This is a genomic window from Vibrio sp. Vb1755 (assembly GCF_033338635.1).
Lineage (GTDB): Bacteria > Pseudomonadota > Gammaproteobacteria > Enterobacterales > Vibrionaceae > Vibrio > Vibrio alginolyticus.
Genome location: NZ_JAWOTA010000008.1, coordinates 115774 through 136220, shown reverse-complemented (window position 1 = coordinate 136220; position 20447 = coordinate 115774). Strand labels below are relative to the sequence as shown.

The following is a 20447-nucleotide window of genomic DNA, read 5'->3' as shown; positions in this document are numbered from 1 at the left end:
ATGTACGTTCAATAGAGTATTCCGCGATAAGTGTTGATAAAACTCCATTTGGAGGCTTAGAGTAAAAATGGAAGAGATAAATTATTCACTGATTGTCGTATCAGCTATCGCTGCCATCGCTAGCCCCGGACCTGCAACTCTTGCGATAGCAGGCACGTCAATGAACCACGGTCGGCGCTTTGGTGGGTATTTGGCTGCAGGTGTTTTAACGGGGTCTTTATTTTGGTCAACCTCAGCCGCTTTTGGTCTCGCAACCATACTCTATAGCAATGTTTGGCTTTTTGAAATTCTTAGATATTGTGGGGCATTTTATCTTTTATATTTGGCTTTAAAGTCCGTACATTCTGCCTGCAACATCGAGCAGCTAAAGTTACCCAAAACATACGTAACGACAAAGAAGGGTAACTACTTAACCGGAGTGTTAATTCACTTAACTAACCCAAAGGCTATTCTGTTTTTCGGTGCGCTTTATTCGATAGGGGTTCCTCCTACGGCCAGTCCGTTGGAATTGTTGTCGGTCATTTTTGTTGTAGGGCTGGTTAGTGCTTTGGTTTTCTTTGGCTATGCTTTTCTTTTCGCGTATAAAAAGGTCAGGCAAACCTATCTCAGATCCAAAGCAGTTTTTGAAGGCGTGTTCGCGTTATTTTTTGGTGTGGCAAGTATTAAGTTGCTGCTTAGTGAGGCAGGAAAATGAAGCAAAAAAGGCTTGAAGAAATAAGAATAGATAATCTATCTGATTTGACGGTCTATTAAGTATACTAAGTAGCCGATTTGTTAACTTCCATAAGAGCTGCTGGCTAGAAAAAGCTTACAACCAAACGATGCTAAATATTATCATTCAAAGGGCTAACAAAGGCCCATAATTTAATTCGTATCACTGTTCATGATTGTGCTCTTCGCGCAGTGCTGTAGTATTAGTAACGTGTTGTTAATACTAAATATAACCAATTGAAACCTGGACGTTGCATTACTTGTAGTTCGATGAAATGTTATCCCGCAAGACGTTAATTTGGAGAAAAGAATGGATTCAAACTCACTATTATTATTTGTTGTCGCTTGTCTCGCTATCAACATGATTCCTGGACCTGATGTAATTTATATTGTTTCCAATACAATGAAAGGTAAATTATCTGCTGGGCTGAAAGCGGCTCTGGGGCTTGGTGTAGGTTACTTTTTTCATACACTAGCGGCATGTTTAGGTTTGTCAGCAATAATTCTGAGTTCATCTTTGGCTTTTAGCGTTGTTAAATGGTTAGGGGCCGCTTACCTAGTTTATTTAGGTGTTCAGTCTTTACTGTCCATGTGGCGTGGAGAAAGTAAAATCGTTGAAAACAAAAATGTTGATAATAATAAAAATGTGTTTGTTCAGGGAGTTATCGTCAGCGTCTTGAATCCAAAAGTAGCGCTATTCTTTCTCTCGTTTCTGCCTCAATTTATTGATACGTCTGCAAGCTCAACATCAATGCAATTATTAGTACTTGGCTTGCTGTTCAGCGTACTTGCGACGACATGTAACGTTTTGTACGCCTCTGTGGGTAATTGGGTATTTAGTCGTCCACACTCTCAGCGTTATTCAAGAACTCTTGAAGGTGTTTCAGGTATTCTACTTATCAGTCTAGCGAGTAAAGTGGCATTTAGTGATCGTTAGATACAGGGCATTTTATTCTCGTGATTATTATATGGCTAATGTTTGCTCAATCTATACGCTAAATGAGTGCTATTGCATAGGTTGAATCACAAATTTCAAAAATACCAATAAGTGAACGTATTTATTTATAGTATGGTTGGCGCGATTTTATCGTAGCTAGGTTAATAACATGAAAAATAAAGTAATTCTGTGTTCCGCATTCCTTTTGGGTTTGTCAGGTTGTGCTTCTGTTCCTACTGTTGATTCGACAGTATCAAATCAAATGAAATCATTTGAAGCACCTCAAAAGGGGAACGCAGGGATTTACATTTACCGAGAAGATGCTTTTGTCGGAGCAGCGCTTAAAAAGTATGTTTACGTCGATGGGGAATGTATTGGTGAAACCGCTCCTGGTGTATTCTTCTACCATGAGGTCGAAGGCAATAAAGAACATCAAGTAAGTACAGAGTCTGAGTTTTCTGAAAATCACTTAACTATCTTAACGGAAGAGGGCCGTAATTATTTCGTTAATCAATACATTAAAATGGGTGTATTTGTTGGTGGTGCGGGCGTAGAACTCGTAGACGAAAGCAAAGGTAAAGCCGAAGTACTAAAAGTCGACATGGCAGAAAAAGGAAACTGTTCTTCGATCTAGTTTTACAAACAGACCGCTTTTTAGATTAAAAAACACATTATCAATGTAACCCAACGCTTGATGAGATCCATTCAGCGTTGGGTTTTGTATTTTTGGCAAACAGTATACCTATTTCAGACCGCATGATTTGCCACCTCCTAGCTTGAGCCCACTTATTGTTCAAAGAATCTACTTGTGAAACGTGAATTTTCGAGAGGATTTCGTAGGGAGCAATCCTACAAACGCGATTAACAGATATGCCATTCCATCATTAACCTTGTCGAGTGTATTGCTAAACTAGGTAGCGGTGTGTCTCCTCTCATTAAACAAATAATAGGTATATCAGTTTTAGCTTCTATGCCTTTACATCATGCACTCGGAGCGCAATTTAAAATCAAAGGGCTAACACCAATATTAGAGAAAAATCTTGAAAGTCACCTTACACCACTAACGAAACTCTCTGTTTCAAACATTACCTCAAATCGACTAACGCAGATGGTTAATAATGCGTTAAACCCTTATGGCTACTATCATTCCGAGCTCAATGTTCAGAGATCAGAGAATGATCTCATCACGCTTGAGGTTGACGCTGGGGAGGTGATGTTGGTCAAAAAATCTAATATTGCTGTGTCGGGAGAGGCCAGTAATGATCAGGATTTCATCGAACTAATTAATCAAGCTCAACTTAAACAAGGGCAGCCGTTGCTTCATTCTGAGTACGATACGCTAAAGCGAAACTTGATTTCATTGGCTCAGCAAAAAGGTTACTTGGATGGACGTTTTATCGAATCGTCTTTGGAAGTCATTCCAAGTGTGAATCAAGCCCATGTGAATCTGCATTTCTCTAGTGGTTCTCGTTACCAATTTGGAGAGCTGTCTGTCCTTACGTCGGGTATCGAAACGGCACGAATAGAAGCGATGAGAACATTTGAAAGGGGCGACGATTTTGACACTTTGAAATTGAGTCAATATCAGGCCGATCTCTCCAGTACTGATTGGTTTCGCAGTGTGATTGTGAAAGCGGATTTCGAGGAGGTATTCGATGGCTATAAGTTGCCGATAGAAGTGCTCGCAGAGCCGAATTCACGCAATATTGTGCAAGTCGGTGGAGGATATTCGACAGACTTGGGATTACGCGCTTCGCTGAACTGGACCAAGCCTTGGTATAACGCACGTGGACACAGTTTTGAGGCACAAGCGTACGCTTCCAAACCGGAACAATCGCTATTACTAGGTTATAAAATTCCCACCCAAAATGTTCTAACGGATTACTACGGGATTCAGTTTGAATCTAAGCATGTCGACTATCGAGACACATCGAGTTTTTCTAATGATTTATCGTTTGAAAAACACTGGCAGTTAGACAGTGATTGGCAAAGCACCATGCACGTTCGTTATTTGCAAGAAAGTTATCAACAAGCGTCGGAGAATAACGAATCACAGTTGTTATTACCGGGGGTGACATTTTCACTGCTTGATCGCAAGAACGATCAATTAGAAGTAAAGCACCGTCACGTTTACTCATTGGAATATTCGGATCCCAATTTTTTCTCCGATTCTCGTTTGCTGCGTATTGAGGGCAATAGTGTTCTGTCTTGGGACATTAGTGAAAAACACAAGTTTCACTTTCGTTCTAATGTTGGCATTAATGTCGCTGACACTTTGAGCGATATTCCATCATCATTACGTTTCTTTGCGGGAGGTGATGGCAATCTTCGGGGTTATGGTTATGAATCCATCTCTCCGAGAGACGAAAATGGCGATTTAACCGGTGCTCGTTACATGTTTACTGCTGGGTTGGAATATCAATATCAGGTCTACCGCCAACTGTGGCTTGGGGCATTTTATGATGTTGGTGATGCCTTCAACGATAGGGTGGATTGGAAAAGCGGTACAGGGTTGAGTTTGATATGGAATTCAAAATACGCGCCCGTCAAAGTGGACTTTGCTTATGGTTTAGATGCTCCTCAAGGAGACCAATTCCGCGTTCACTTTTCGCTAGGCACGCAGTTTTAGCAGGCATTAAAAAGGCTCTCATCCTTGCAGATAGAGAGCCTTTTTAAGTCTTGATTGTTTAGAGTTCGAACTCACCATTCAGTTTCTTGAATATCCAGTTAGGCGCCTTATGCCATCCACCATAGTTTGGATTCTTAGTATGGATCTCATTCATTGATTGCCACTGAGTTTGGCCTTGTCCATCTCGAGATACTCGCCAAAACAGTTCATCTTGTTGTCGAGTTAAGTAGTGCATGACATGTTTTGCAAAGGCTTCGCTTTGGACCAACACACCAAATTCCACATTGAGGAAATCCGATCTTGGGTCGAAGTTTGATGAGCCGATATAAGTCAGCCGCTCATCGAGTATCACCGTCTTGTTGTGATAATAAGTATCCGCGTGGAAGTAATGGTCGTCATTTTTCGCTTGGTTTTTGTACTCAAGTATATGAACGCCCTTATCCAACAGGGTTTGGCGGTGCTCCTCGTAATAAGCCGGAATAAAGCCAGAATCATTAGATGCAGACGAGTTCGTCATTAACGTGATGTCCGCTTTTTGCTCCATCAAGGTATCAATAAAGGTAAATTTACCATCACTTGGTACCACATAAGGCGTTGATATCACGGCTTTAGACGCAGTGGCTATTTGTTGCCAAACTTGGTGTTCTGCATGTTTTCTAAAGTAGGGTTTGTTGTTTTCTAACTTGTCTAATGAGTCGAAAACGGGGGTGACTTGCGCAGCAATGAAGTCGGGACTGGTCAGGTGTTTAACCTGTTTTTCAACTTCCGCCTGAATGGTGCTTTTGTCTTTCTCACCTTTATTAAGCGCTTTAGTAAACGCGGAATAGTTTGGGGTAACGTTAACGATGTTTTCTATTGGCGTGACATGCTCGCTGTCCCAAAGTTGTTGGTAGTTCTGGTCGAACGCTCGAATAATGCTGCCTTTGAACAAGACATCCATATCAAAGAAGTTGGCTTTACGGCTGTAACCAAAATAGTCGTCGCCAATGTTGCGTCCACCTAGAATCATCCATTGATGGTCGACGTTGAAGTACTTCTCGTGCAGACGATTATCCAAACGTTGTTGGTGAGTAGAGAAGTTGACGGCGCGACCAATCCAACCTGACTTACGTGAATCAAACGGATTGAATAAACGGATTTGAATGTTGTCGTGAGCGCTGAGATCAGCAAGCCATTTCTCGTTAAACACTAATAAGTCATCGAGAGTGAGTCGAACTTGCACACCTCGATCTGCTGCTTGTTTGAGTTCATTGAGTAGCATCAAACCAAGCGTGTCACTCTCCCAAGAAAAGTAAGTCATATCGATGCTTTGCTGAGCGTTTCTTACCAGTTCAACACGACGAGCAAAGGCTTCTGGAGCGGTAGGAATTAAGTAAACTTCGGATTGATGCTGAGTAGTTTGCCAATTGGCTTCAAAATCCGGTTCAACTTGAGGGTAGGGCTGGGCACAGCCAACCAACAGCGCGCCGAAGATAAAGAGTAGCAGAGCACGAAGGGCGTTAGGAAACATGAGTAAACCTTCCTAATTATGTTCAAGGAATAAGGATGAAAAAAGCCAGCGAACTGGCTTTTAGGTATTCGGTAACGAGTTTTTAGTGGCTGAGGATGAAGTTACATGTGGCTAAGAATTAACCCAAGTTCCTCGAGACCGTTGAGGCGACCTTGGCGCAGTTTTGGATCGATGCCTGAGTGATGAGCATTGTCCCAGTCTTGTGTGGATTGAATACCGCCATCGTTATCGATCAGCAATACTCGATCAGTCGCACTGTTGTATTGGAAGTCTTCAAATAAACGTTCGCTAAACCACATACGAGAGAGCTTGTTCATCATTGCTTTGTCTTTGCTACCTGGACGAACACTTGAACCATCAAGCTTTAATGTCTTGTTAAACACAAATGGTAATTCTGATGCATTACAAGCGCCCACAATACAACTGATGCTTTTGAGTAAATCACCAACGTCGAGATCGCCATTTTCACCTTTGGTATTGTAAGTCCATACGTTGAATCCAGGTGTGTAGTCAAAGTAGTAGAAGCTTGGCGTTGCTCCTGTTGTTTCTTCAGTTGAAACCTTATGACGGTTTGGACCCGTGAAGAGCAAGTCATGTAACGCGGTCTTGAATTGCTGCATGTTTTTGGACGCGCCATTCAGTTCACTTTCATCGTTAGGGAAGAAGTCAGCCAGAGCAAGTAACTCCATGGTTGAATCGGAGTTCCCCAAACCGAAGAACAACTTAGTCATCGCCTCATAAGCGGTGCTAGGTAGCAGTTCCAATAAGTCAGAAAGATCGAGTTCAATTGAAGCTGAATCGTTGAGTAATGAACGATATTCGGTGCGTAAACGGTTTAAGTTCGTTTCCGATTCTAGCCACTCCACCATGTATTCGACGATTAAGTTTTCGTCACCACTTTCAATGATTTCTGGCGCTTCTTGGCTCAAGATTTCAATAATAGTTGGGATCAAAAATGTCAGGCTCGGCAGCATGCCCAGAGTATTGCTTTCTGCACTGTTTGAGCCAATTACCGTCGGTACGATCCATTCACTCTCAATCGCTTGTTCAGTAAAGTGATAGCCTGGTACTTCTTTCACTAGAAACGCTGGTGGGCGATGCTCGATGTAAGGCGCAAATGGCATCAACGTAGATAATGGGCTGTTGTCGCGTGTTGGACTGATAACCGGAATATTCGCGGCGGTCAGTACCCAGTTCTTAAGACGTTGAATCGGATCAAGCATCTCGCTCTGTACCTTCATGATCTCTTCAAGTGGTAGTAACGCAAGATCTTCAACGCTTTGCTCTAGTCTTTGGCTCTTGGCAACATCGTAACTTTTATATTCAAAGCCGTAAGCGTTGCTTTGCATGATGGCACGTTGAAAGTGCTCACCTGCGATTGCCGCATCGCCTTTTGATTGCTGTAAAATTCCCACCGACATGGCACCCGCACCTTGACCCATGAGTGTCACGTTTTGCGGATTGCCGCCGAATGCCTCTATGTTTTGTTGAACCCATTCAAGCGCGTGTTTTTGATCGCCTAGGCCAAAGTTACCGCCCTCTGGGTTGTCCAAACCATCGACCCAAACACTGCCCAACAAGCCCAAGCGATAGTTAAAAGTAACTGCAATAAACGGGTTACCATCGTCAGCACCTTGTGCAACCACCATATCACCATGAATCAGCGGTTCTGAGCCCGAGCCGTATTCAAAGTCTCCACCGTGAATAAAGACATACACTGGCAAATCTGCGTACGCTTCTGTCCCTGCTGGTCGCCAAATGTTTAGGTTCAAACAATCTTCTGATTGCGTTTGTGCCGTGGTTTTTAACTGCGGGCACGCATCACCGAACTGAGTCGCATCAATATCGCCTTCAAGTGGGACCGCAATGCTGTGCTGAAAGCGGTCTGCTTGCGCAAATTGGATACCTTTGAACGCCTCTACCGCTGCCAGTTTTTCATCCGCATCAAGAGGCGTGATGACAAGGGACTCTTTGGTCGCTTGAATGGTTGCATCGCCAATTTCCAAAGCGATTTGCTCTGGTGGTAAGGGTTGTAGTGGCTTCGGGCCGTTAGGAACGCTAGGTTTACCAGAGTCATCACTGCAAGCTGCTAAGGCAAGAGTGATGGTAATGGCTAAAGTTGAGCGATTGAGTAAAGTCATTGTTATGTCCAAAAAGTCATTTGGTGCGTACACCGAAAATGTTAAACGGCATCTAACAAGCGACGTCCTGACGCTTTGGCATTAATCCGTGAATGGTTGGATGGCTTGTTGTATTGATGGCTCAAATGGTAGGACATCGGCGACAGTTTCAGTAATCGCCTTTGTAGGATGCAGTCCTACCATCGTATAGGGGCGGGCTCTTTCTGAGAGCTAGAAACGGTAACCAAGATTTAAGGTCACTGACTCTCGAGTTTCCCCTTTGTTATAGAGAAAGGTCAGGTTGTAGTTTTTGCCGATTTGCTTATTGAAACCAGTCAAAAACGCCCATTGATTAAGATCTACACCAATGTCGTAATCGAATTCGATATCACCGCTTTTTACATGCCCGTCCATTCGAGCGTCCAGCCCTTGATATTCTGCTCCGACAAAGAACTGCGTGCGATAATCGACAAGTTGATAACCCAACATCGGCTGTACAGTAACAATACCATCGCCCCAATCATCTAAGCCCTTTAAGCGAGTTTGCGAATAGGTACCAGTGACAGAAGCAAAGAATTCTTTATAGCCAACCGAAAGGGTTGTACCTATACCACGAAGGTCATATTCCAAATGCAGCGGCACGTCTAGGCGTCCGCGACTACAAAGTGCAGATAAACCATCGCAAAACTTATCACCTAATCCTGGCAGTTTATCGTTCAGCTTATCTTTTATGTACTGACCACCTTCACCCGTGTAAGCGGCATTAACATTGGCATCGACATTAACTTTCCCGATGTAACCAAATACATTCCAAAATGGCAGGATGTTTACATCGCCACGAAGCGTCATGCTCTCAGCACTGACGATGCCGACACTGTCTTCTGGATCAAACAGTTCATTAAGGCCGATGCCTTCAATCGTGAAATCATTAAATGGAATATTCATATCTTGATTTCGATACGCTAGCGACACACCAAACGGCAGAGGCAAATCGATACCTTGACGACGAACCATATCACCCATTAAAGGAAAAACTCGGTCTAGCTTAACACTGGCTTCTTGCATGCGTGGATCAGAGACCTCATTCAAGCGTTTTTCGTCTAGTACTTGCACGCCAAGCTTATCTTCATAAATCGCTACCGGTTTTACGCTGCTCATCATTTCGAGGGGTTTATTTTTCTTTGAACCAACTATCTTGGTGTTTTTACTGGCAATCGCAATTTTGCCTGATGTTAATTTCTGGAAGAGGATCTCTTGATCGTAAGAATCCACTTGGTAGTTGTGATGTGTGAACGGTTTATCGTTGGTAATGACCATACGTTTCGGTTCACCATTAACCAACTCAATATCAACGCTTAAAAAGCGAAAGTAGGCGATATCTTGAGGAAGACCGTATTTTGAGTAATTAAAACTGATGATCACATTACCATTCTGATCCTCTTTGGCTCTTACTGATGACGGATCAAAACTCTCCGCGTAGTTTCGAAGGCGGTATTCTGTTCGTGTGAAAGCTTCGATCTCATCAAGTACTTTTTCATTTTCATCGAGTTGTTCAGGGTTGTACTTGATACGCAGATCAATGTTGCCTTTGTTATCGGTGTTCTTAACCAAGTAGACGGACGAATCGCGAACGCTATCACCGATTTTAACACTTCGGTGGGCATGCTCGACCAAATGCTCGCCTTGAACTAGAGAGCTGATGGCCAGTTTTGGTAAATCATGACTGATACCGTATTTGTCGAACAGCGCTCGGCCTTGCTCGATTACTTCGTTGTAGGTCGTCGTCTCTTCAGCGGCGAAGCCAAAAGTGGGGGTAGTAAGCATTAGTGCGCTCGCGAGCACAGTAAGAGAAGACGTCTTGCCGGCGCGTAATTCAAAAAAACTCATGACAGTTTCCACTCTGAATAGTCTCAAACCTTCGAGACTCAGACAGTTAATGTGTCACTGAACTTCTTGTTCAGTTAGATAGATGTGTTTGCTGTGATTGACGTTGTGAATGCAGAGTTTTCGATTGCATTTCGTGAATCAATGAGAGGATTTTATGAGGTGAAGAGAAATACCGTTAATCGCTTTTGATGGATACTATCCTCGCTTTATGGGTTACGGAGGAATAATGGCTAGCTCACAAACAAACAGCCCCGCATAGCAGAAGCAATGCAGGGCTTTAGTTTCAAGAACGGAGGTGACGCTTAGACCGTAACGCGAACACGAAACAGATCAGTAAACAACTTGGCAATCATCAAAATGATCATAATGTTTACCAGCATCAGCAAGGGCGTTTCAATTCGATACGCTGGGGTTAAATTGAGCGCTCCTGATGTCAAGACAACCAATAAGTTAATACCTAGAATTCTGTGTACCATCAGTTTTGGTGTGGAAAACACCTTCCAAATTACGATGATGTTGATGAAGTAGAATAGCCCAAGCTGCCAAAGCTCGGTCATCATTGGCATTATGAAAATGTATTGCAATAGAATCACCGTGCCAGTGCCTATCACACCAAAAAATGCATCTTTAATAATGCTTGGTGGCATAGTAGGAACGATTGAAGAGAACACGCCTGCTAGCATCGGAAAAATGAAACCTCCGGGTACGGGCAGATAAATCCAGATCAACAAAGAAGTGACGAACATGGATACACCTTGCAATACCTTTCTGCCGTCTTCATTCAAATGCTGGATAAACGTTCGATGCTCGTGATGCCAAACCGTGTTTTTCTCTCTTTGCATGACATAAGCAACGTGACCAATGAGCGACGTACTTGGATTTTTAATATCAAAGCTTTGAAGTTGCTGCGTTAGCGTTGGCCAATCGATCTCACGACTTTGCGATTTATCTGCTTGTTCTAGCAATCGGTCTTGGATTTGTGCCATCTCATTTAAACGCGCACGCCATAGCTGACGATGTTCTTTCAAGTGGTAGCTGCCAGTAAGTGGTAAACCGACCAGTTGGAACAACTTTTCTATGTTGGCGCTGTTGGTCTCAAGAGCTTCAGTATCTATATCATTGGGCGATTTCATAGCGTTAAGCATCGCCTCTCTGCTGGTCTCAAAACGTTGAATGAAGTTTTGTTCTGTACTGACTGGCCAGACTAATCGGTACACAACAGAAAACGTGATCACACCAAGAATAGTCTCTTGCATGCGAAGAACAGCGAAGTGGAACGTTGCTTGACTATCAAATCCTCCCATACATGCGATGATGGAGCACACAGCAAAACCGATAGAGAACACATAACCATACTTTTCGTCGCTCGACATAAAAATGCACGCACCTAAAAACAAGGTGAAGAAGGTGAGAAACAAAAAGCGATCTTGAGAAAACGTCGTGATGAGGAAAAAGGCATAACCGATGCCAAGGAGGGTTCCTAATAAGCGATTATGACCTTTGTTTATCGAGTGAGCGAAGCTTTCATTTAATGCCATTACCGCGACTGCGATCGCTGCCCAATACGGTTTCTCCCATTGAAACCATAAGGCAAGGCAGATCGCGATAACGATAGACAGCGCAGCTTTGATTGCTTCTTTGGTTGAGGCATTAAACATACATTCCACCGCATTATTGTTTGATGATTTTGATAGAGGCCGTCATACCAACACGTAGTTGAAAATCTTTCGGTAAGTGATCTAATTTAACTTTAATTGGAATACGTTGAGCCAAACGAATCCACTGGAAGTTCGGATTGACGTTTGGCAGGAGATCGTTGCCTGTGCTGCCATCTTGCTTTGCGATACCGTAGCCGATGCTTTTGATTTTTCCTTCCAACACAGCTTCATTGTGCATCATTAAGGTCACGTAGGCTTTATCTTGTGGATCAACGCCAACTAAATCCGTTTCTTTGAAATATCCTTCGATCCAAAAGCTGTCTTCATCAATCAAAGCCACGACTGGGGAGTTAGCGACGACTTGAGAGCCGACACGTAAGTTCAAATTAGTGATATAACCATTCGTTGGCGCATAAACTTTTGTGTAATCAAGGTTTAGCTTGGCTTCTTCAACATTGGCTTTCGCGAGTTCTACGTTGGCAACGGCTGTCTCCACCGCATTGTCTAGGTTATTCAATGTCAGTACAGGTACAGCGCCAGGTGTGCGCTTTTCTAACTTAAGTGCTCGCTGCTCTTCGTTTTTTGCTTTTGCTAACAGAGCGACCGCTTGTTTTTGAGTCGCCAATGCTTTGTGGTATGCCGCTTTATAGATGCTTGGGTCAATCTCAAACAGCAAATCGCCTTGTTTCACTTGCGAATTGTCTTCGACGTAGACTTGGATGATTTGTCCTGTTACGCGGGGGGTTATAGAAACGATGTGCGCGCTAACTTGGCCATCTCTAGTCCAAGGGGTGTCAGAGTATGATTGGTAGTAGCTGAAAATCACGGTGCCAGCTGAACACAGTAGTAGCAGTGTGATGAGATAACGTTTTATCACGGAATTTGCCTCAAAATATGGTAATGAATCGACCAATAACGCCAGTAAAAATCACAATTAGGCTTAGCTCAGCGAGCGCGGGAAATGCAACGTATTTGTGGAGTCCCAGTTTTGTTGCAACGGTTCCAACCAAAATGGTGAGCATGTAAGCCAATGCAATAACCAGCAACAAGGGAGGGAAGTAAACTTCGCCCCACACAAGTTCATGTGGCATTGAGTTCATGGTGTTTTTCTCTATTAACTTGATGAATGTAAAGATAAGGCAAGTGATGGCATCAGTGATAATCGCTTTTGCAGGATCTAATCCATCAAACGAAAGGTGCTATGCGCTATATAGAGGGAATAGCGCAGCAAAGTAGCTTTTTGGACAGTGAAAATAAAAATAAATTTATTTTCCAATTTATTCTATGTTCATTTCAGACCACTAAGTTGTTAAATTTTCGACAATTATTTTTCAATGTTTGCTTTTGAATATGCGAAGTGATGGTTTCGTCCTTCAAATGGGATTACGAGTTGTGAGGTTTTGTTTCTAATATTCGCTTCGAAGCAAACGAGATGCTTTTTAAATTAAATAATCCAACAAATATGAGTGAAAGATTATTCGTTAGATTATTTGAGTTTTATATTTATTAGTAAGAGTAAAATTGTCATGGAAATTATTTCTAACCTTTTTGACATGGCACCATTTGTTGCTCTCTTTATTACGCTCTCTCTCGGTTATATGGTTGGTAAAATTACCATTGGTCGATTTGTTCTTGGCGGTGTTGCCGGAACATTATTAATGGGTGTAATTATTGGGCAATTTGGTGTTCATATTGATCCCGGCGTAAAAAGCATTTTCTTTGCGCTCTTTATTTACGCAGTAGGGTATCAAGGTGGTGCACAGTTCTTCAAAGCACTGAACTTTAGAACCATCAACATTCTACTTTCCGCTGTAGTGATGACGGTTTCTGGCCTGCTTTGTGTACTAGCAGCTGCTTGGATGTTTGATCTAGACAGAGGTACGGCAGCAGGCCTTGCAGCTGGTGGTTTGACTCAATCGGCAATCATCGGTACAGCGGGTGATGCGATCGCACGTCTTGGTGGTGTGACAGAAGAAGCGAAGCACCTAATGCAGACCAACGTCGCAGTAGGCTACGCGGTTACGTACATCTTTGGTTCGCTTGGTCCAATTCTGATGGTGACATGGGTATTCCCAACACTGATGAAGTGGGATATCCGAGCAGAAGCGATTGCTCTAGAAGAGAAAAACTCAAACGGTAAGCGCGATCTTGCGCCGGGTGAATTCAACGCAGTAACCGCGCTGGTTACACGAGCATTTAAAGTGAGCAAAGATGGCGGGCTAGCAGGCAAAACCCTAGCTCAGTTAAACCAACACGCTCTAGCTGCTTGTATTGAATTGATTCAACGTGATGGCAAAGTGCTAGAAGTGGACAAATTCACAGCACTGAAAGAAGGGGATGTCATTGTTGTAACTGGTCGTCGTAATGCGGTACATAAGCTGCAAGATGGTTTGGCTGACAACGAGATTGCACTTCCAGAAGGCTATGAAGTTATCGAAGAAAACCGTCAACTGATCGCAGACAACCGCAAACTGATTGGTAAGTCGCTGCAAGAGATTAAAGAGGCTTCGAACCAAGGCTCTATGCGCGGTATTTATGTGACGGATTACATTCGTGAAGGCAGCTCTATCGAAATGACGCCGGATCTTGTGGTGAAGAAAAACGACGTCATCCAGCTTACAGGTACAGCAAAAGACATCAATCGCGTTGAGAAAAACATTGGTCAGCGAATGGGCTCAGCAAACGTGACTGACTTAGTCGTGCTTGGTATGGGCATGGTGGTGGGTCTATTAATTGGTCTAATCAGTTTTAAGATTGCTGGTATTCCCGTCACTATCGGTTCTGGTGCAGGTTGTTTGATCTCAGGTTTGATCGTCGGTTGGTTGCGTAGCCGCAATCCGCATGTTGCTCAGTTTCCTGTGGGTGCCGCGAACTTTGTTCGAGATTTCGGTTTGGCAGCATTTGTGGGCATTGTTGGCCTTGAGGCTGGCCCTCAAGCGGTCGACACCATCAAAGAACACGGTATGTCTCTGTTGTTCCTTGGCATGGGTGTAACGATTATCCCTCAGATTATTTCGTTCTTCTTCTCATACTTTGTATTGAAGATTAAGAACCCAGTTGAAGCACTTGGCTGTGTTACAGGTGGACGAAGTGCGAACCCAGCATTCGCGGCTTTAATGGAAAAAACAGGTAATGCAACGCCAGTATTCTCATTCACTGTGACTTATGCAGTCGCCAATGTACTGCTTACCCTATGGGGTCCAATTATTGTCGGCATTATTACTTTAAACGCAGGCATGTAATTTAAATAAATTCGAACACTCTTATCGCCTAATTAAATAGGCGGTAGGGGAAGTATTATCCAAATTTTACTAAATAATAGATTCAGGTAAATATTATGACTACGCAAAACACAACAATTGATTTTTCAAAATTTGCAGATTTAAGCCCATTTGAATTAAAAGATAAACTAATTGAAGTGGCACAAACTGTTCCTGACCGCGCGTTATTAGATGCAGGTCGTGGTAATCCTAATTTTCTTGCGACACTACCACGTAAAGCGTTCATTCGTTTGGGTGAGTTCGCAATATTGGAAGCCGAGCGCACTTACTCATACCTAGATGGTGGCTTCGGTGGCATTCCTGATGGTGTGGGCATTGTTGAGCGTTTCGACACGTTTGCAAACGACAATAAGAAAGACCAAGGCGTACAGTTCTTGGAAAAGTCGCTGAGCTACGCAAAAGACCGTTTGGGTCTAGAGAAACAAGCATTCTTGAATGAACTGGTTAACGCATACCTTGCATGTAACTACCCAGTGCCACCACGTATGTTGACGAACATCGAAACCGTTGTGAAGCAATACATTGCAGAAGAGATGTACGGCCCAATGCCAATGACAACAGACTTCGATCTGTTTGCAACGGAAGGCGGTACAGCGTCTATGACGTACACCTTCCAAACTATGTTCAACAACGGTCTATTAAAGAAAGGTGACAAGGTTGCGCTAATCACTCCAATCTTTACGCCGTACCTAGAAATTCCAGAACTGAGTGAATACGAACTGGAAATCGTTGAACTACGTCTGGATGAGACAACATGGCAGCTGCCGATGTCTGAAATCGAAAAGCTTGCAGATACAGACATCAAACTGCTTTGTGTCGTGAACCCAGCAAACCCAGCGTCTGTGAAGTTCTCGGATGAAACTCTGGATAACCTATCAAACTTCGTGAACAACGAACGTAGCGACCTGTTCATTGTGACTGACGATGTATACGGCACATTTGCGGACGACTTTGTCTCACTGTTCGCGAAACTGCCATACAACACGCTTTGTGTTTACTCGTTCTCTAAGTACTTCGGTGCAACAGGCTGGCGTTTAGGCTCGATTGCGATTCAACACAACAACGTGTTTGACGATGCAATGCGCAGCCTTCCTGAAGCGCGTCAACTTGAGTTGGACGATCGTTACAAAACACTGACTCCGGAACCTCGTGAGATTAAGTTTATTGACCGTATCGTAGCAGACAGCCGCAGCGTAGCGCTTAACCACACAGCAGGTTTGTCTCTTCCTCAACAAGTTCAAATGGCGTTGTTCTCATTGAACTGCTTGATGGACTCAGAACAAAACTACAAAGAAGCATGTAAACGCATCATCCGCGAGCGTTACAAAACTCTGTACAAAAACATGGGTGTAGAAATTGAAGAAAACAAAGATCGTGTGGACTACTACACACTGCTTGAGCTCGACACTTTGGGCGGCAAATTGTACGGACCAGCCTTCGTTGAATGGTTCAAAGCGAGCGAGAAAGGCAAAGACTTCCTGTTCCGTCTTGCACATGAAACCGGCGTTATCCTACTTCCAGGCCAAGGCTTCGATGTAGTACACGCATCAGTTCGAGTTTCGTTAGCAAACCTTACTCATCACGAATACGAGCTTATCGGTCGTGCAACGCGCAAAGTGTTGGATGAGTACTTCGCTGAGTTCCAAGGCTAATGAATCCAGCCTGATTAAGAATAAGCCTCGGCGTTGTCGAGGCTATTCCGACCAAATAAGCACAGTGCGCGATATTGTGTTTATTTAGTCGCCAAGCTAACAAACTTCCCTATTAAGAGTGACTTATGAAAAGCATTATTTCTATTCAATCTCATGTGGTTTATGGCCACGCAGGAAACAGCTCTGCCGTCTTCCCGATGCAGAGAATGGGCCTCGAAGTATGGCCAATCCACACGGTTCAGTTTTCAAATCACACTCAGTACCAGCAAGGTTGGACTGGACAGAAGTTTGGGGCAGATGAAATTCATTCTCTAATGAGAGGCTTAGATAACATTGAGAAGTTAGGCGAATGTGGCGCGATACTGTCCGGTTATCAAGGCAGCGCAGAGCAATGTCGAGCGGTGGCCGAAGCGGTAAGTTTAGTCAAATCGCGTAACCATAGTGCACTTTATGTGTGTGACCCAGTTATGGGTGATCCAGACAAAGGTTGCATTGTGGCAGACGGTGTCAAAGAAGCGATAAGCCATAGCTTGTTGCCCATCGCTGATGTGATTGTTCCTAACCAGTTTGAACTGAGCGAGTTAACAGGTGTGAAAATTGACTCTCTTTATGATGCGGTCACTGCATGTAAAAAAGCCTTAGAGTTAGGACCGAAAATGGTATTGGTGAAACATCTGCATGCTCTAACAGATGACGCCTTCAGTATGATTTTAGCGACGCCGAAAGCAAGCTATTTGGCCCAACGCCCCAGTGTTGAATTTGCTATGCAGCCAGTCGGTGTTGGTGATTTAATTTCTGCGATTTTTACCTCTTGTTTGGTGAAGAAGATGTCTCCTGTCGCAGCCTTTCGTCATACACATAACGCCGTTTACGGTGTATTGGAGATCACCAAAGGCTATGGCACATGGGAGCTACAGACGATCAATGCCCAATACGAATTTGTCGAACCGACGCATGAGTTCAACGTCGTGAAAATTGCTTAGCGCAGTACCTAATTAACGGAGAAGCGTAAAGTTAGCATATAGAAACTTGGCATAATTGCTTTGATGGATAGCATCCTACAATCGCGATTATGGGGTTTAGCCGTGCCTAGCTATAGTAACTCCACACAACGAAACGGACTTCATTTTGACCCAATTAACTTCAAACTGAGTCTCTGGTCATACGCCAGAGAACATTAAATGAGACTGATTATGAATCGTTTAATTTCCTCTGGTGTGACGGTTGCACTTTCGCTGCTGATAGTAGCTTGTAGTTCACCTCATACGCTGGATGTTCGTGTTTCTCAAAGCAACTATAAAGATGTCGAGATCGCGAGTTCGACACCAAATGAGCCACTTCGAATGTGGGCCAATGAAGCGCCGGATTTTCTCTACTCAGCGCACAATCAAACCACACCGATCAAAGTAGAGGGTGAACAGCTCAATATTTTGGCCTTATCGGGTGGTGGCGTAAACGGCGCATACGGGGCCGGCGTTTTGATGGGGCTACAGGAAAAGGGGGAGCTAAAAGATTATGCCATCATTACTGGAGTCAGTGCTGGTGCCCTAATCGCTCCTTTTGTTTTCATTGGCGGTGATGCGATGCCAAAGATGAAAGAAGTCATGCTCAACATCAATGATAAGAATATTTTGGGTAAGAAGAACTTCTTAAATACCCTGTTTAAGGACGCGTTTACCGATGGTGAGAACCTCTATGATTTCATCGCAGGCGCTTACCCTGAGCCCATGATCGAGGCGATGGCGCAGCAACACCGCAATGGTAAACGCCTCTTTATTGGCAGTACCCATTTTGATTCAGGCGAACTGGTGATTTGGAATATTGGTGCGATTGCGAACAGTGATTTAGCGGACAAATCTGAACTTATTTACAAGGTGCTTGCTGCGAGCGCATCGATCCCTGGTGTTTTCCCTCCACAATTTATCGATGTTGAACATGATGGAGAAACACTTGAGGAGTTACACGTAGATGGCGGTCTCGCAGCGCAGGTGTTCTTTAATCCGTCTAACTTCAACTATCAACAAATCTCAGATGCTTTGGGGTTAGAAAAAGCGCCTCAGTTGGATGTGATTCGCAATGGTGCGTTAAAAGCGCCGTATCGTCCACTAAAAGACAAAGGTTTGGACTTGGTATCGAAAAGTGTCTCAAGCCTTACGCTAGCGCAAACTCGAGGTGATCTCTATCGAATGAAATACATCAGTGAAATCAACGATATCGAGATGCAGTTTACCTACATTGATCAAGATTTCAGGTACGCCAAAGTAACGAAAGATATGTTCGATCACCGCTACTTGCTGACGATTTACGAATATGGATTCAAAAAAGCCACCCAAGGGCAACTTTGGGTAACTGAACTCCCTTAATACAGGAAAACGATACAATGAAAAAAGCCGTTCTTACACTCATGATGCTTACCGCTTCCGCGACTGCATTCGCCCAAAGTGGAGCCCATCTTGACCAGCAAAAAGTGGATAGTGATATGCAGCAACTGTCTGCAATCAAAGAAGAAGGTGCAGCCTTTATCATGATTGACGAGAACTCGAGTTACGTGGCGGTCGAGTTCGTGGGAAAGTGGGAAGAGATCAACAACTATGTGTCACACAAAGAAGCGAAAAAACGTAAATTGGAAAAAGTGAACAAGCAGTTCGTGTACTCTCAGGTCGGTGAAACGTTGGAGTCACTTGAGCAAAAAGTCGTTGACCACATTTACGCTGATCAACCTAAATATTTCAGTGTCGATGTCTACCGCGATTACCATGGTGACTCAGGAGAATTCAACTATTTAGCTCGTGTCGTTGAGTACAACTAAGTTAGAGAAAACCTACTGAAGCTAGTAGGTTTTTTTGTGTCGTCGAGAAGGAATTCAAACGCAGATTGTTTCCGTTACCAAGTAGCAATTCTACGATCTTGTGGTAATTTAATTAGATAACTCTAAAAAGTAAGCACAACCTATGAATTTTAGTTTTGAACAACTTCTCGCGTTCGTAACCGTTTATGAACAGCTTTCGTTTAGTAAGGCGGCGGTCAAACTCAATAAGCACCGAACCACAATAGGGCAGGTGATTACCAATCTTGAAGACCAACTGGCGGTCAACCTGTTTGAGCGAGTGGGGCGCTCGGTAGAACCGACAGAAGATGGTCATCTTCTTTACCACTATGCTAAGCAAACCATCGAACAAGCACGTACTTTCGATAAAGTCGCATTAAGTCTAGCTTACGGTGGGTTAGAGAATGTTAGTATCGCCTATTCAAGCGCTATACCACACCGTTTTCTTGTATTGCTTCGTATTCAATTAGCAGCAGATTTTCCGATGATGCGAGTTAACTTTCTTGTTCGTAATCGCAACGAAATTAAAGAGGGTTTACAGAATGGTGAGTATCAATTCGGTATTGTCAATGTGCATGATAGTCGAGCAATACATAGTCTGGATGCGACGTTTTTAGGTCATTTTGAATTTGTTCCTTTCGTCCAGAAAGGTGGTGAACTCGCTTCTATGGCACCAGATCGAGTATTGACAGCCTTGAGGAATAGTAAACAATTTGTACTGCGGTCTCTTATTGAAGAGGGAATGGGCGAAAAAGTCATCGTAAGTTCGAACCATGAAGAGGTCGACCAATTGGCCCTTGTAGTGAAAATGGTTGAAGCAGGTTTAGGATGGGCGATTCTCCCCAGAACGTTTGCCCATTCGGAGTTTTCTAATAATCATATAGAGCCAGTGGAAGCTTCTGAATTATTGGAAGGTTTTAAGTTTGGTTTTGGCCTATGGTGCCAACCCTCTAAGCAAGTCGGTGATGTAAAAAATTCAATCATGAAGGTCGTTACAGAATACCGAGAGAAAATAATCCGTGATATGACTTAGCGGCGACATGTATCCTGCTCATCCCTATCAACAACAAGACTCAATGTGAGTCTTGTTTTTTTGTGTCTGAAAAACGTTATCGTTCTAGCGAAGAGCTAATGTCTATTGGAAGGATATAACCCTCTATATGAGAGTATGGAGTCCATAGTTTTTGGCTTAATCTAACCTCGCTCAATGGGTAAGCCCAGAGCAAAAAGTGTTT

Annotated in this window: 16 protein-coding genes; 10 read left to right on the top strand and 6 right to left on the bottom strand. The window is 43.5% G+C overall.

Annotated features, from left to right (window positions below; translation table 11 throughout):
- Window positions 1-67: 67 nt before the first annotated feature.
- From R7E00_RS09975 to R7E00_RS09960, 4 genes are all read left to right on the top strand, one after another.
- Entirely contained in the window at window positions 68-694 is a 627-nt protein-coding gene (locus tag R7E00_RS09975) for a LysE family translocator (RefSeq protein WP_053350313.1), read from the top strand.
- 327 nt (window positions 695-1021) lie between these two features.
- Window positions 1022-1648 (top strand): LysE family translocator, encoded by a 627-nt coding sequence (locus R7E00_RS09970; protein WP_005377098.1) that lies wholly within the window; start codon window positions 1022-1024, stop codon window positions 1646-1648.
- A 169-nt stretch (window positions 1649-1817) separates the two neighbouring features.
- Window positions 1818-2282, top strand: coding sequence for a DUF2846 domain-containing protein (locus tag R7E00_RS09965; protein ID WP_005377099.1), 465 nt, complete (start codon window positions 1818-1820; stop codon window positions 2280-2282).
- Between the two features lie 336 nt (window positions 2283-2618).
- Window positions 2619-4277 (top strand): autotransporter assembly complex protein TamA, encoded by a 1659-nt coding sequence (locus R7E00_RS09960; RefSeq protein WP_242014592.1) that lies wholly within the window; start codon window positions 2619-2621, stop codon window positions 4275-4277.
- A 58-nt stretch (window positions 4278-4335) separates the two neighbouring features.
- Here the strand turns inward: R7E00_RS09960 and R7E00_RS09955 are convergent, their stop codons facing one another.
- From R7E00_RS09955 to R7E00_RS09930, 6 genes are all read right to left on the bottom strand, one after another.
- Window positions 4336-5787 (bottom strand): phospholipase D family protein, encoded by a 1452-nt coding sequence (locus R7E00_RS09955; RefSeq protein WP_262606324.1) that lies wholly within the window; start codon window positions 5785-5787, stop codon window positions 4336-4338.
- 101 nt (window positions 5788-5888) lie between these two features.
- The gene (locus tag R7E00_RS09950) at window positions 5889-7928 is read right to left on the bottom strand and encodes a carboxylesterase family protein (RefSeq protein WP_318124430.1); all 2040 of its coding nucleotides are present in this window, start codon (window positions 7926-7928) and stop codon (window positions 5889-5891) included.
- Between the two features lie 210 nt (window positions 7929-8138).
- Window positions 8139-9794, bottom strand: coding sequence for a hypothetical protein (locus tag R7E00_RS09945; protein ID WP_064368471.1), 1656 nt, complete (start codon window positions 9792-9794; stop codon window positions 8139-8141).
- Between the two features lie 302 nt (window positions 9795-10096).
- A complete protein-coding gene (locus R7E00_RS09940) occupies window positions 10097-11452 on the bottom strand; it encodes an FUSC family protein (RefSeq protein WP_104975374.1) in 1356 nt (451 codons plus the stop codon).
- Between the two features lie 13 nt (window positions 11453-11465).
- Window positions 11466-12329 carry an HlyD family secretion protein gene (locus tag R7E00_RS09935; protein ID WP_176311010.1) on the bottom strand — a complete coding sequence of 288 codons (864 nt, stop codon included), beginning with the start codon at window positions 12327-12329 and terminating at the stop codon, window positions 11466-11468.
- 10 nt (window positions 12330-12339) lie between these two features.
- A complete protein-coding gene (locus tag R7E00_RS09930; RefSeq protein WP_005377106.1) occupies window positions 12340-12552 on the bottom strand; it encodes a DUF1656 domain-containing protein in 213 nt (70 codons plus the stop codon).
- A 426-nt stretch (window positions 12553-12978) separates the two neighbouring features.
- On the opposite strand from R7E00_RS09930, the gene aspT reads away from it, so the two are divergent.
- The 6 genes from aspT to R7E00_RS09900 all read left to right on the top strand — a co-directional run bounded on the left by aspT (window position 12979) and on the right by R7E00_RS09900 (window position 20245).
- Window positions 12979-14694: an aspartate-alanine antiporter gene (gene aspT, locus R7E00_RS09925; RefSeq protein WP_182016498.1), complete on the top strand. Its 1716-nt coding sequence runs from the start codon at window positions 12979-12981 to the stop codon at window positions 14692-14694.
- A 95-nt stretch (window positions 14695-14789) separates the two neighbouring features.
- Complete coding sequence (locus R7E00_RS09920; protein WP_182016496.1) at window positions 14790-16385, top strand: bifunctional aspartate transaminase/aspartate 4-decarboxylase; 1596 nt, start codon at window positions 14790-14792, stop codon at window positions 16383-16385.
- Window positions 16386-16510: 125 nt separating this feature from the next.
- The gene (pdxY, locus tag R7E00_RS09915; RefSeq protein WP_005377109.1) at window positions 16511-17368 is read left to right on the top strand and encodes a pyridoxal kinase PdxY; all 858 of its coding nucleotides are present in this window, start codon (window positions 16511-16513) and stop codon (window positions 17366-17368) included.
- Window positions 17369-17578: 210 nt separating this feature from the next.
- Complete coding sequence (locus tag R7E00_RS09910; RefSeq protein ID WP_222716901.1) at window positions 17579-18748, top strand: patatin-like phospholipase family protein; 1170 nt, start codon at window positions 17579-17581, stop codon at window positions 18746-18748.
- A 17-nt stretch (window positions 18749-18765) separates the two neighbouring features.
- On the top strand, window positions 18766-19194 hold the full coding sequence (locus R7E00_RS09905; RefSeq protein WP_017634570.1) for a hypothetical protein: 429 nt from the start codon (window positions 18766-18768) through the stop codon (window positions 19192-19194).
- A gap of 142 nt (window positions 19195-19336) precedes the next feature.
- Entirely contained in the window at window positions 19337-20245 is a 909-nt protein-coding gene (locus tag R7E00_RS09900) for a LysR family transcriptional regulator (protein ID WP_005377119.1), read from the top strand.
- Window positions 20246-20447 lie beyond the last annotated feature (202 nt).